At 44.7% G+C, this 13,281-nt stretch carries 13 protein-coding genes; 5 read left to right on the top strand and 8 right to left on the bottom strand.

Annotated elements, in window-relative coordinates; translation table 11 throughout:
* Positions 1–88 precede the first annotated feature (88 nt).
* On the bottom strand, positions 89–340 hold the full coding sequence (locus tag F6K46_RS00505; protein ID WP_293051043.1) for a hypothetical protein: 252 nt from the start codon (positions 338–340) through the stop codon (positions 89–91).
* A gap of 256 nt (positions 341–596) precedes the next feature.
* Here F6K46_RS00505 and gcvT point away from each other — a divergent pair, with 256 nt between their 5' ends.
* Complete coding sequence (gcvT, locus tag F6K46_RS00500) at positions 597–1,754, top strand: glycine cleavage system aminomethyltransferase GcvT (protein WP_293051046.1); 1,158 nt, start codon at positions 597–599, stop codon at positions 1,752–1,754.
* A 116-nt stretch (positions 1,755–1,870) separates the two neighbouring features.
* On the opposite strand, the gene F6K46_RS00495 is transcribed toward gcvT, so the two are convergent.
* On the bottom strand, positions 1,871–2,311 hold the full coding sequence (locus F6K46_RS00495; RefSeq protein ID WP_293051049.1) for a DUF4079 domain-containing protein: 441 nt from the start codon (positions 2,309–2,311) through the stop codon (positions 1,871–1,873).
* A 224-nt stretch (positions 2,312–2,535) separates the two neighbouring features.
* Here F6K46_RS00495 and F6K46_RS00490 point away from each other — a divergent pair, with 224 nt between their 5' ends.
* On the top strand, positions 2,536–2,673 hold the full coding sequence (locus tag F6K46_RS00490) for a hypothetical protein (RefSeq protein ID WP_293116684.1): 138 nt from the start codon (positions 2,536–2,538) through the stop codon (positions 2,671–2,673).
* Between the two features lie 339 nt (positions 2,674–3,012).
* Here F6K46_RS00490 and F6K46_RS00485 read toward each other — a convergent pair whose 3' ends face one another.
* Positions 3,013–3,399, bottom strand: a complete 387-nt coding sequence (locus F6K46_RS00485) for a DUF1830 domain-containing protein (protein ID WP_293051055.1) — start codon at positions 3,397–3,399, stop codon at positions 3,013–3,015.
* A 601-nt stretch (positions 3,400–4,000) separates the two neighbouring features.
* Here F6K46_RS00485 and F6K46_RS00480 point away from each other — a divergent pair.
* Entirely contained in the window at positions 4,001–5,581 is a 1,581-nt protein-coding gene (locus tag F6K46_RS00480) for a photosystem II high light acclimation radical SAM protein (RefSeq protein ID WP_293051059.1), read from the top strand.
* Between the two features lie 70 nt (positions 5,582–5,651).
* The gene (locus F6K46_RS00475; protein WP_293051062.1) at positions 5,652–7,004 is read left to right on the top strand and encodes a DICT sensory domain-containing protein; all 1,353 of its coding nucleotides are present in this window, start codon (positions 5,652–5,654) and stop codon (positions 7,002–7,004) included.
* Here F6K46_RS00475 and F6K46_RS00470 read toward each other — a convergent pair.
* On the bottom strand, positions 6,932–7,216 hold the full coding sequence (locus F6K46_RS00470) for a hypothetical protein (RefSeq protein WP_293018166.1): 285 nt from the start codon (positions 7,214–7,216) through the stop codon (positions 6,932–6,934). The genes F6K46_RS00475 and F6K46_RS00470 overlap by 73 nt on opposite strands.
* A 13-nt stretch (positions 7,217–7,229) precedes the next feature.
* Between F6K46_RS00470 and F6K46_RS00465 the strand changes: the two genes are divergently transcribed.
* Positions 7,230–7,865 carry a pentapeptide repeat-containing protein gene (locus F6K46_RS00465; RefSeq protein ID WP_293051473.1) on the top strand — a complete coding sequence of 212 codons (636 nt, stop codon included), beginning with the start codon at positions 7,230–7,232 and terminating at the stop codon, positions 7,863–7,865.
* Positions 7,866–7,942: 77 nt separating this feature from the next.
* On the opposite strand, the gene F6K46_RS00460 is transcribed toward F6K46_RS00465, so the two are convergent.
* The 4 genes from F6K46_RS00460 to F6K46_RS00445 form a co-directional block, all read right to left on the bottom strand.
* Complete coding sequence (locus F6K46_RS00460; protein WP_293051065.1) at positions 7,943–8,584, bottom strand: Uma2 family endonuclease; 642 nt, start codon at positions 8,582–8,584, stop codon at positions 7,943–7,945.
* A gap of 160 nt (positions 8,585–8,744) precedes the next feature.
* Positions 8,745–10,661 carry a glutamine--fructose-6-phosphate transaminase (isomerizing) gene (glmS, locus tag F6K46_RS00455; RefSeq protein ID WP_293051068.1) on the bottom strand — a complete coding sequence of 639 codons (1,917 nt, stop codon included), beginning with the start codon at positions 10,659–10,661 and terminating at the stop codon, positions 8,745–8,747.
* Between the two features lie 139 nt (positions 10,662–10,800).
* Positions 10,801–11,046: a photosystem I iron-sulfur center protein PsaC gene (psaC, locus tag F6K46_RS00450; protein WP_015145320.1), complete on the bottom strand. Its 246-nt coding sequence runs from the start codon at positions 11,044–11,046 to the stop codon at positions 10,801–10,803.
* A 281-nt stretch (positions 11,047–11,327) separates the two neighbouring features.
* On the bottom strand, positions 11,328–12,827 hold the full coding sequence (locus tag F6K46_RS00445; protein ID WP_293051071.1) for a hypothetical protein: 1,500 nt from the start codon (positions 12,825–12,827) through the stop codon (positions 11,328–11,330).
* Positions 12,828–13,281 lie beyond the last annotated feature (454 nt).

Below are 13,281 nucleotides of genomic sequence, written 5' to 3'. Positions count from 1 at the left end.
AAAGAGGTTGATTGTCAGCTGACCGCTGACCGCTGACCGCTGACCGCTGACCGCTGACCGCTGAATGCTGAATGCTTAGATAAAGCCTTTATTCAGTCTTTAAAACTGATTCTTTTGACTCGTCTTTGGCAACGTTATCCCTAGGAAAACCTGATATCAATCCGCTTTCAATCATCAAACCAATCCCGGCATTAATCACCACTAAGCTTAAGGTCCCTAACCAAAACCAAGGCTCTCCTTCAATTCTTTTAGAAACGGCTTCTCCAAATAAGCATAAACCTAAGGGAAAAAGCAGAACTCCAACTTGAGATTTGATATACCAAATTACTTTTTTGTTCATAGTAGTGGGATAGTGTTTACCAATACAATATAGTAGCTTAATGGTGATAAATTTAAAAGTGGCGCGTTTACCAACTGTTTACCAACTGTTGTTAATAAAACGCGAAATTGTAACGGGCAAGATGCCCATTCCACATTGTGCTACACGGGCAAGATGCCCATTCCACATTGTGCTACACACACGCTATGCACACGCATCTGATAATACCAGATAAATGTTAGACTAACCTGATAACTGAACACCATTATTAAAACCCGTGGCAAATTCCCCAGGATCTCCAGAGTCCCAATCCGAAACCCCTAAATTGGCTCGCACTCCCCTATTTGACCAGGTGGTAGCACAAAATGCCCGCTTGACAGCTTTTGCGGGTTGGGAAATGCCAGTACAATTTAGCGGATTGAAAAAAGAACATGCTGCAGTACGAACTGCTGTCGGAATTTTCGACATCTCCCATATGGGTAAGTTTGCTTTTCATGGTAGGCAATTACGGGAGCAATTGCAGTCTCTAGTACCTTCGGATTTAACCCGCTTGCAACCAGGTCAAGCTCAATACACGGTGTTGTTAAATCCCAATGGTGGAATCATTGATGACATTATCTTCTACTACCAAGGTGAGGAGGAGTCTGGGGAGCAGCGGGGGATGATGATTGTTAATGGAGCAACCTGCACCAAAGACAAAGACTGGTTGTTAGCTCACCTGGATACTGATTTAGTTACCTTACAAGACCTTTCAACATCAAAAGTGTTGATCGCAGTACAGGGACCATTAGCCATATCACATCTTCAGCCATTTGTCAAAGAACCCTTAGCACCAGTCAAAGCGTTTGGACATCTAGAGGCAACGGTTTTGGGAAAACCGGCATTTATGGCTAGAACCGGTTACACCGGGGAAGATGGATTTGAGCTGATGCTAGACCCAGATGTGGGAATAGAGCTGTGGCTGACACTTTTAAATTCTGGTGTGACTCCCTGTGGTTTAGGTGCCAGAGATACCCTGCGCCTAGAAGCGGCAATGGGACTCTACGGACAAGATATTGACGATACCACGACACCGTTAGAAGCTGGGTTAGGTTGGCTAGTGCATCTTGATAGCAAAGGAGACTTCATCGGACGCTCGGTGCTAGAGCAACAAAAAGCAACGGGGATCGAACGCAAGCTAGTTGGGATCCAGATGCAAGGACGGCAGATTGCTCGCCATGGTTACCCAGTCCTAGCTGATGGTGAGGTGGTAGGAGTTGTCACTAGTGGTACATTAGCACCAACCTTAGGAAATGCGATCGCACTAGCCTATGTTCCCAAAAAGTTGGGCAAAGTTGGACAGCAGCTGGAAGTAGAAATCCGGGGTAAATCCTATCCTGCCCTTGTGGTCAAGAAGCCTTTTTATCGTTCTGAAAGTCGTCCATCCGCTAAGTAAAGGCATCCATGGCTGACAAATAACCTTAAACTTTCAACTTTCAACTTTCAACCAACTTTCAACTTTCAACTTTCAACTTTCAACTTTCAAAATCTAAACTAACAATTAACAAAGGACTAATGCCTCATATATTTCTGGACAACTTCCCAACCAGTAAGGGAAACCCAGGTAAATCCCACTAGCAAGGCAATGTTGGTAGCAACATGAACAGCCTTTGCTAAGGGTTGTTGAGGACTAATTTGGGTAGCACTAAAGGCTGAGAGCAACACCAGTGCTACCACAGACCATCCAGCAATTAAGTGGGCTGAATGACCTAGATTACCGTAATGGCCGATGGTCCCTACTAAACCAATTCCCAGCAGAACCAAGACTAGAGCGACCATGATCCAGCCAATGATGTAGTGCAGAGGGCGTAACCAAGTCGGTCGTGGACGTCCGGAGTTACGTTGATAAAACGCAATGCTGCCGGTGATTGCCAGGAGTACATAGGCACATAGGGATAAACCCATTGACCAAGCCGCAATTTTCCAGAGCCAGAGAAAAGAAGGGAGATTCACAGGGTGATAGGGTGATGGAGTGATGGGGTGACGGGGTGATGGAACAGAATCTCAATATCTGTTCAAGATCTGTTCTTGTTCACTTTTCAATTACTCTTGCTATGGTTACAGACCAAGTGACAAGTTACAAGTCTAGCACTATAGCCTATTTAGCTTGAACTCTCAACCTAACCGACAAGGGACGCCTGGGCAATAACAACCAAACAACCAAACAACCTTGGCCTTTGGCCACGCTTCGCGAACAACCTTCAACCAGACAACCTTCAACCAAACAACCTTCAACCAGAAAACCTTGGCCTTTTGGCCTTTCGACCACGCTACGCGAACGGCCACGCGATCGCGTTCAACCAGACAACCAATGAAAAATGGGTTACTTCTGTTGTAAGCAACCCCAAAGTATAGATTATAGTAAGTGACAGCTCCTACACTGACTCTGCTCTTACAGAGCCGGTCCGCGAACGATTTCAGTGTAGGCTTCCCAGCCAATCCGGGCATCCCTTAGGAGGCGCTGGGCTTTAAGAACGGACTGCCCTGCCGCTCTGTTTTCTTGGTCTTTTTTTTAAGAGTGTTTTGCTGACAAACCAGCATTTTCGGCTTTGTTTACCAGTAAATATATTATAGCAATTCCATGCATACCCTGTGCAAAATTCATCCCACACCTAATGCGCAGCATTAGGTGTGGGATGAATTTTGCCGGACAGCTAAACCGCGCTAACCAGCCTAGGCAATTTTTCAGTTAACACTCTTTGAGTATCAACTGTTTCTGGATGTGCTTTGATATCCGCAGGTTTGGCTGATTCGGCGGAAACAGCATAGCCATAAGCATTACCACTTTGGCTAAACAATAAGCGGTCACAAGGGATGGTATCTGAGAGAATAGAACTTGCCATCATCCCTGTATGTATTTCTAGAAGAGCCTGTGGCGGTGCTTCAAAAACTAAGCGCTGCCCTGGGAAAACAACTCTTTCAAAGTACCAGTTAGGTATATTAGTTATTCTAGCAATCTGGATCTGGCTAGTGGCATTCACATAGCAGCACAGAAGGGAATCCTGGCTATCTGAAGGAACAGGATCAAAAATTTGTGTCATAACCGCTGTATTTATTCTCTAAAGATTAATTTATTACAAACACCAAGGTAGCATTTATGATCCCGGCGAGTTGTAAACACGGCTACTAATCATTGAAGTCCAACTCAGCCGCTCACCGACAAAACAGCGTCGCTCTGCTAATTATTGGTATTATGTAGGATTATTTGCTTTTTTTAGCGATATTCATCATAAATCAGGTCTAATGCTCACTCTATAAAGCACATTATAGTACTTTACTCTATTAGATGACTTGATGCTGATTTTTGATCCCTATACACAAAAATACCATAAGGTTGATGTAAGTCCCTAATTTTGGTAAAGTTAAGATATGTAAAAACCAATTTCATAATTGTTGTACACCCTTGGTAGGTTCTGCGCGCCGTAGTCTCAAAGTAGAGAAAACGGCGGTAGATAAATCTGGCTTTAGATCTGGGTATAAATCTGGCTTGAAATCTTGAGCTTGATTGGCCAAAAGGCCACGCTACGGGATTGGCCAAAAGGCTACGCTACGCGAACGGGATTCCTCAAGAATAACCGAAACTAACCTTGCTGATAAAAAAAACTTATAATACCAAAAAATCATTACTATAAACAGTTACCAATGGAACAGAAAATACTATATGTTCGCCTTCCGTGTAATCCAATCTTTCCGATCGGGGTGGTTTATTTAGCTGACCATGTTCATAAACAGTTCCCGGATGTAGAACAGCGCATTTTTGACTTGGGAACTGTACCTCCCCTAGACTTTGGCAGCGCCTTGGATACTGAGATAGACCAGTTTAAACCAACCCTGTTGGTATTTTCCTGGCGCGACATTCAAATCTATGCTCCAGTGGGTGGTAGGGGTGGTAACCCGCTCCAAAATGCCTTTGAGTTTTACTATGCTGGCAATCCCTTGGTGAAATTACGGGGAGCGCTGGGGGGTCTGCGTTTAGCTGCCTCTTACTATGGCGAACTGTGGGGGAACTTGGGGTTAATCAAACAAGGACTCAAACGAGCTAAACGATATAACCCAGACGCTCGCCTGATTGTGGGGGGTGGAGCAGTTAGTGTATTCTATGAGCAGTTGGAAAATAAACTGCCAACTGGAACCATCGTTTCCGTTGGAGAAGGGGAAACCTTACTCACGAAACTTCTCCGGGGTCAGGACTTCGATGATCAGCGCTGTTATGTGGTAGGGCAAGCTAAGCCACGCGATCGCATGATCCATGAGTCTCCCACTGCCATTGAAAAAATTGCTTGCAACTACGACTATATTCAAAGCATCTGGCCGAGCTTTGATTATTACTTCCAACAGAACGACTTTTACATTGGAGTTCAAACCAAGCGTGGGTGCCCCCATAACTGCTGCTACTGTATCTATACCGTTGTAGAAGGCAAACAGGTAAGGATTAACCCGGCAGATGAAGTGGTGGCAGAAATGCGCCAACTCTATGACCGAGGCATCCGCAAGTTCTGGTTCACTGATGCTCAGTTCATTCCTGCCAAAAAATTCATTGGTGATGCGGTTGAACTGTTGCAGAAAATCCTTGATGCTGGCATGAGCGACATTAACTGGGCAGCATACATTCGGGCAGACAATCTTACCCCAGAATTATGCGACCTGATGGTAAAAACCGGGATGAATTACTTTGAAATCGGGATTACCAGTGGTTCTCAGGAACTGGTGCGGAAAATGCGCATGGGCTATAACCTACGCACCGTACTGCAAAACTGTCGTGATTTAAAAGCAGCTGGCTTCAATGACCTAGTTTCCGTCAACTATTCTTTCAATGTGATCGATGAAACCTTTGACACCATTCGTCAGACTATTGCCTATCACCGGGAACTAGAGCAAATATTTGGTAGGGATAAAGTAGAACCAGCCATCTTCTTCATTGGTCTACAACCCCATACCCATTTAGAACAGTACGCCTTTGACAAAACTATCCTCAACCGGGACTATGATCCCATGAGTCTGATGCCCTGGACAGCCAAGAAACTCCTATGGAATCCCGAACCCCTAGGGTCTTTCTTTGGTGAAGTTTGTCTGGAAGCTTGGCGGCAAAATTCTAATGATTTTGGGCGTGAAGTGATGAAAATCCTTGAAGAAAGACTAGGAGTGGCTCCATTAGAAGCAGCCCTCACTGCCCCAATATTACCAAATAAACACCAAGAAAAAAAACTAGTTTTAAATAACTAGAAAGGGATAATGGCAAAATTAAATTAACAAGTTTAAATAACAAAATTTAATTAACAATTTTTTAGTAACCATGCGCTCAGGTTCGATATTACAAAAACTAGAACAAGCCCATCGCGGCACCAAAAAACCTCTAAGCTTTGGAGTTTATTACAAAAATACCTTAGTATCGCTGTGCCATGCCCTAGAAGACTTTATCCTAGAGTCTGACAGTGCTCCACTAATGATTACGGCATTCCAGCGGGGCAAATGGTATCTTGAGGAAGCTGAACGCTATGGCGATATAGCGCTGAAATCATCTCAGGTGGTGATCATGGCCGCACCGGATGCTGGCTTTGCTGAACATCCCACCAGTCAGCGGTCGAATGTTGCCCTAGTTAGTTTAGAGTCCTCCGATCCTGTAGCTCAAGAGTGGCACTTGATTATTATTTCCGAGACATACACAGCAATGGTGTTATGTCAAGAATTATCTGAGTCGGATTATGGCACTCAAGGACTGCCAGAGCAGGATCGAGAGCGCAAATTCTATGGATTCTGGACATTTGAGCCAGACTTGGTCAGGGAGACAGTGGAGTTTGCGATCGCTCACATTGGTAACTATAACCCAGACTTGCAAGCTAGCTTAACGGCACAACTTCAAAAGATGATCGACAGCACCAAGCCACGAGACTATATTGGGGCAGTGGTGAATCGGGTCGTGAACTATCTTCAGAAAGGTCAACAAGAGTTACCGTCCCATACCTCCCCGAGCCATGTTCAGGTGTTAGACGATAACCTGGTTTCTAATGAAATGCAGGCTTTCTTGCGTATGGCGCAGCTAATTGACCAAGCGGATGCTGTCAATCCCAACGCTGGCGCTGAGGTAAAAACCTTGTGTGAGACTATCGGGCAGTTGCTGGATTTACCAGCATGGCAACTGAAACGTTTAAGTCTGGCAGCACTGTTGCACCGTCTATCCCCCTTGCAGGGGGTCAAGATAGAACTACCCCCTAAGTCAGCTGCTCAGAAAGACGTGATCGAGAAGCAGGAATCTCTTCCGAGGGGATCGGTGTTACGGATTATGCCTCGATTGCAGGCTGTCGCTAACATTATTACCCATCAAACCGAATCCTGGGATGGTTCAGGACAACCGGATGGCTTAGCTTACGATAATATTCCCTTGGAATCAAGGATTTTGAGGCTGATCGCTTATTTTCAGCAGCAACTCAATACCCATGAATCTGAGGAGGATGCTCTGTCTCAAGCTCTAAGAAACTGTCAGGCATTGTCAGGGGAAGCCTTTGACCCTAAACTGGTGGAAACCCTGGGGCTGATAGTGATGGGAATGCAGCAGGGTATGAGTTTGCAAGCTAATCAGCCTAAAATTGCTTCAGGGATGTGGTTGCTTGATTCGTTATCTGAGGACAAAGTAACGGTTGAAGGATGAAGGAATAAAAGTTGAAGGTTGAACGCGATTGCGTGGCCTTTGGCCAAGGTTAGAGGGTTGAAGGTTGAAGGTTGAAGGTTGAAGGTTGAAGGTTGAAGGTTGAAGGTTGAAGGTTGAAGGTTGAAGGTTGAAGGTTGTTCTTGCCCAGGGATCCGGTGTAGGGTAGGGTGAAAGATGAACAGTTGAAAGCGATCGCGTGGCCTTTTGGCCAAGGTTATCTGGTTGATGGAAATTGAAGCAATTCGGGCGGGGAAAGTAAAGCAACTGCCAGGAGCAGATTTGGAAGATGAGGATCTTTCCGGTAGCCAATTGGAAAAAATTAATCTTGCTGGTGCAACACTTGTGGGAGTAAATTTTTCTGGCTGTAATTTGAATGGTGCTCGTCTTGATGGTGCTAACTTAATTGGTGCCAAACTCGAATCTGCTGACTTGCGGGCGAATTTGCTTGGTGCTAACTTGATGCAGGCGGATTTGAGTGGTGCGGATTTGCGGGGTGGTAATCTCCGAGGCGCTAATTTGATGGGGGCTAAGTTGAGTCAGACTTGCTTTACCGGTGCTTTTTTAAGTGGTGCCAATTTGATGGGGGTCAATTTGCAAGGAGTGGATTTGCGAGGGGCAGATTTGCGAGGAGCTAATCTTAATAGTGCCAATTTGAAGGGAGCCGATTTGTCTCAGGCAGATTTACAAGGGGCAACCTTAACTGAAGCAAATCTGGAAGAGGCCGATCTCCGTGGAGCTAATCTATCTGGTAGTAATCTCAGTGGAGCGAATTTGCTTTGTGCTGAGATGGATGGGGCTTCTTTGAGTGGTGTTAATTTGGATCGAGCTTGTTTAGTGGGAACTTGTGTGCCTGAGGAATAATTGACAATAGTGGGTAACGGATATAAAGGATGGCAGCTGGGGGGGTTGTGATGGAATTGCTTAGCAAGAAGTAAGACTTATTTCGATTGAAAAAATTGACTTTTTAATTCCCTTAACATTCTGCTTGTTCCTTGATTAATTGCCTGTTCTACGAGTTGAGGAATCTGTGTAGTTAAGGATAAATTGGGAAAGGTTGGACTGAGCGACGTTTCTTGATAATTTCCATCTTTGATGATGTAAATTCTAAGTTGTTGTTTGCTATAAATCCATACTTCAGGAACACCAATAGCTGCATAAACCTCAAGAGTTGTTTTTGAGGTAACATCAGATTCAATAGCTAAGTCTGGGGGTGGATAAATGTCTAAGTCCATCTGAGTACAGCCTCGCATTTGATGAGCATTCTGAATATAAAGACAGGTATCCGGTTCAACACCAGCAATTTCAGGACGTTTAAAGGTAGTTGAACCAAAGTCTTCCCAGTCGCGCCCCTGTAGGTTTAATATGGCTTTAACAATATCGGCAATAATCCGGTGGGGTCTTTCGTGAATGGCAAGGGCAGACATGATTTCTAAATTTCCTTGATAGTAGGTCAGCCGCACTCGTCGCTTTTCCCCAAGTTCCTCAAGAATTGTTTCAAAGTATTGCCATTTAAGGTTATTTATAGTAATGGTACTACCGGGTGTGAGTTGGATAGCTTTGATGGGTATGGTAACGGTCATGATTTTTCCTCAACTTTACCGACGTGATGGGTAAGTCCTAATTTGGTTAATTTGAGGGGCATTTTGCGATCGCAAAATGCCTACACAAAATGCGATCGCATTGACAAATCCTAACTAGTCGGTGTGTTTAACCTTCACCGTTGAGCAGTCAACAAAAAATCTATTCCACAGTCACCGACTTCGCCAAATTCCTGGGCTGATCCACATCCAAGCCTCGCCTTGCCGCAATGTGATACGCTAACAACTGCAACGGAATCACTGCCAGAATTGGTGAAAGCAACTCCTCCACCTCTGGTACAGGCAACAAATCATCAAAGATATCCATCGCCTCTTTGCCATTGCTCGGTGTCACCCCAATCAACCGAGCATCCCGGGCTTTAGCTTCCTGAGCATTAGAAATTACCTTCTCATAGACAGTACCAGGCATTGCGATCGCAACCACAGGCACCTTAGCATCCAGCAGAGCAATCGGACCATGCTTCATTTCCCCAGCTGGGTAGCCTTCAGCATGAATATAGCTAATTTCCTTAAGTTTCAGCGCCCCTTCTAAAGCAATCGGAAAATTAATCCCCCGTCCTACAAAGATAAAGTCTTGGGTTTCCGCAAAGTCATGGGCTAATTCTTCAATATACTTTTCTTGACTTTCCAGCACCTGCTCAATCTGATTAGGCAATTGCCGCAAGCCTGCCATAATTGCTTGAATTTTTTCAGGGGCGAGAGTATTACGTCGATCGGCTAAATCTAGCGCTAGACAATAAAAGGCCACTAACTGGGTCACAAAGGTTTTAGTAGCCGCCACCCCAATTTCAATCCCTGCCTGGGTATCAATCACATCAGGCACCAACTGAGCCAAAGAACTTTCTGGTCGATTCGTAATTCCCAGCAGTCGGGGCTGATACAGAGGGTCTAATCCACTGCGACGGTGTTTTTCCATCTCCAGTGCTGCTAAGGTATCAGCAGTTTCCCCAGACTGAGTTACCCCAATAGTTAGGGTATTCTTAGTTAACGGACCTGGTGCATAACGAAACTCAGATGCATACTGCACCATGGTAGGAATTCCTGCCAACTGCTCCAACAAATATTTACCCACCAAACTAGCGTGCCAACTGGTTCCGCACGCCAGAATCTGAATCTGTTCTACATCCTCGTACAGTGACTCTGGTATGCCTAACTGAACTGGGGAATTAGCCAGGTCTGCCTCTGTCTGTGTAGGATTAGCATGCCAATTACTATTGAGATACCGCTCGAAACAGTTGCGCACTACCCCTGGTTGCTCATAAATTTCCTTAAGCATAAAGTGTCGGAATCCCTGCTTTTCCACTTGAAAGGGATTCCAACTGAGGGTACGGGGGAACTTATTCAACCGACGACCCTCAAAGTCGTAAACTTCTGCCCCTAGGGGAGTTAACCGTGCGATTTCCCCATTGTCTAAGTTCAATACTGCCCTGGTATGGGGTAACAATGCTGGGGTATCTGAGCCAAAGAAAAATTCCCCTTGACCAAACCCAATAATCAAAGGAGCCTGTTGCCGCACTCCAATCAATTCATCAGGATAGTCAGCACAAAGGATAGCTAGGGCAAAAGCTCCCTCTAATCGATTCACTGTTTGCCGCACTGCTTCTAAGAAAGGAGAGAAGAAAGAAGAGGAAGAAGCAGAATTTTGCTGTAAACACTCAGCAATTAGATGGGGAATAACTTCTGTATCGGTATCGGAGCGGAATTCATGTCCCCGCTGGATCAATTCCTCCCGCAATTCCCGGTAGTTTTCAACAATGCCATTTTGTACCACTGCCACCCGCATTGCCATGTCCATGTGGGGGTGAGCATTATACTCTTCCGGTTTACCATGGGTTGCCCAGCGCGTGTGTCCAATGCCAATGCGTGCCTGGTTTTCGATTTGTACCAGTTTTTCCCGCAAATTGTGCAATTTTCCCTTAGCACGTACACAATGAACCTCACCTTCCGAGACAGTAGCAATGCCAGCAGAATCATAGCCTCGATATTCGAGTTTCTCTAATCCTGCCATTAAAATTTCTGTAGCGATTTGCGGACCGATATAGCCGACAATTCCACACATAGTATTGAGTTTAGTCAGTAAGCATAATACTCAAACTATAGCCGTGCTAAGAGTGGACTGTCCTTTGTTGACGGTTGACCGTCAACGGTTGACCATCAACAGTCAACCGTCAACATCGGATAGATTGCTAGGTTAATGCTTAGTAAGCCAAGCCCATGCTGCGAGTTGTTTCAGCTCCCAGGTAAACCCGGATGCTCAAGAAGTCAGTAGGACAAGCAGTTTCGCACCGCTTGCAACCAATACAGTCTTCTGTACGAGGAGAAGAGGCAATCTGACCAGCTTTACAGCCATCCCAGGGAACCATCTCCAATACATCTAGAGGGCAAGCCCGAACACATTGGGTGCAACCAATACAGGTATCGTAAATTTTAACGCTATGAGACATTGATTTAAGAACTCCTACATTTTTTTATCGGACATTGCGGACAAACCGCTTACCTGTCTCCTTGGGAAAATTGGGAATAATCCCGATGATTCCACCAGGATTATCTTTGCCTAGGTTCGTATTGTCGGCGTTTCAGGCAAACGACAGGGAATTTTAAGGATCAAGGGCTAGTTTACCGCAGGGTTTTGATAGTCTTACGCCAGAGGTTACAGAACTTTAAATTCTTTAATATATTAGTATGTGAAACTATTGTGTCATCGAACCTAATCTATGGGTCAACCTCAGGAAGAACGATAACGGGGAAACCTTGGTAATTCAATAGACGCTAAGGATTTGCGCCCTTTGGAGGGACGTAGGGGATAGAGTACTGGTGATGGCGACTTACCCTGAGACGGAAATACGTCATTGGTCTGATTTGACTGTGACTCAGCCTCTATGATATCTTCTGGAAATTCCTGACTCGATGGATTGGCTTCAGGCTCCAAGGTTTGAGTATCCTCTGACCTACTGGTTTCCTCAGGGTCACTAGTCAATACAACGGTTTGGTCAGATTCATCTAAGTTAGTGGTTTCTAGTGTGGTTTCTAGTTCTGATCTGCCATCGACTTTGGTATCAGCCCACTCTGATGGCAACTCGGACAACCCAAATTCCTCTGCCAGGGCCGACATTTGTTCAATTAACTGTTGTGCTACTTCTAATTCTTTGGCTGTCACATTTTCAGGGGAGATTCCCTGAGTTTCACCTGATGCTAAAGCATCTGCTGGGGATATCGGATCAGTTTGGTTAGGTTGGCTGCTGTCAACCGATAAGCTTTCTGTGGTAGACTCAGACTGGGCAGGAGAATTACCAGTACTATTAAAAATAAATTCTTCTGCAAATAAATCTGGGTCGGCAGACCAGGGTCTAATGGGCTGGGCTTTTTGTAACAGAGATTGCTGAGCAATGATGCTCCGACTTTCTTGCTGTTGTACTAAAGAACTCTCAGAGGCAGGCATTTCCAGACACTTTTCTAAGGCTACCTTAAATTGCAAGGTTTGCTGTTGTTGTCGGTATAGACGGGTTCTAAGTTCTCGACAGGTATCTTTCAATTGCACCAGCTGATGAGATTGTTCGTTGTAGCGCTGCTGGGTTTGGGAATAGTCCTGCTCGAGTCTGACAACTTGATCCTGAGAGCTTTGTAACTGTTCTGATAAGGTTTCGACCAAAATTTGCTGGCGTTGACCGGATTGATGGGATGATTCTAGAGTGTGGAACAAACGGGTTAATTGGTCTTGAACTGTATTGAGTTCCAGATCTTTTGTGGACAGGAGTTTGTCGTACTCTCGCAATTGCTTAGCTTGTCCGTTTAACTCCTGCTGTTTTTCCTGGAGTGCTTGCTGCAGCTGAGTCACTTGCTGCTGTAAGCGATGATTGTCCAAGCGCAGTTTTTGAGCTAAGCCAAACCATTCACCATCTTTGGCTAACTGTTCCTCAGAAACATCAGCTATCTCAGTGTCAATATCAGTGTTATCAGTATCATCAGTACCATCAGTATCCGTTTCTGTAACTGATGATGCCATGGTGGTAAGCAGTGATTCTATAGTCTGTTCTAGTATTGACTGTTCAATAAGATTATCTATATCATCAGATACGATTGTGAAATCATCAGGTACTGGTGCGAAGCTGAGCATTTTTGGGTTATGGTCGGTCTGCTGCTGATCTTGCTTCTTAGTATCCTGGTTATCCATTTCGGTAGTAGACTCAGGCAGGGGAAGGTTATTGGGGTTTTCAGATTCACTCATTGCTCTTCATCAAGGGGTTCACAATTTCACCATTGGGGCAAGGAGCCAAAAAGTCAATTCCTCAAGATGATTTTAGTCTTGAGGGGCAACTTTGGGTCAAGATGCAGACTCTTGAAAGTGCCGATGGCTTGATATTGACTTAAGTTTGGGCGCAGATGGTTGACATTACTTTACTACTTACTAACCCAAGAATAATGCATAAAAATTGACTGGCTAAAAATTTTCAGACCACAAATGGATGCTGATTAGAAAACAGGAGCTAGGAAGCAACACTTTAATACAAATGTACTATCATTGAGCAATCAGCTAATGGTTTCCCGTAGCGTAGCCACAGACCAATCGCCATTTCAGTTTTTGATAAATCTGATTACTATATAGCGTTTGGCTATGAAAAATTAGCAGTATTTTTCATGATATATTTGGAAATGCTATAGAGATTAAATGTATTTAATTT

The organism is Moorena sp. SIO3E8 (assembly GCF_010692445.1).
In the GTDB taxonomy this organism is placed as follows: Bacteria; Cyanobacteriota; Cyanobacteriia; order Cyanobacteriales; family Coleofasciculaceae; genus Moorena; species Moorena bouillonii.
Note: the sequence above shows the minus strand (reverse complement) of the source record. Positions and strands in the feature narration are given on the sequence as shown.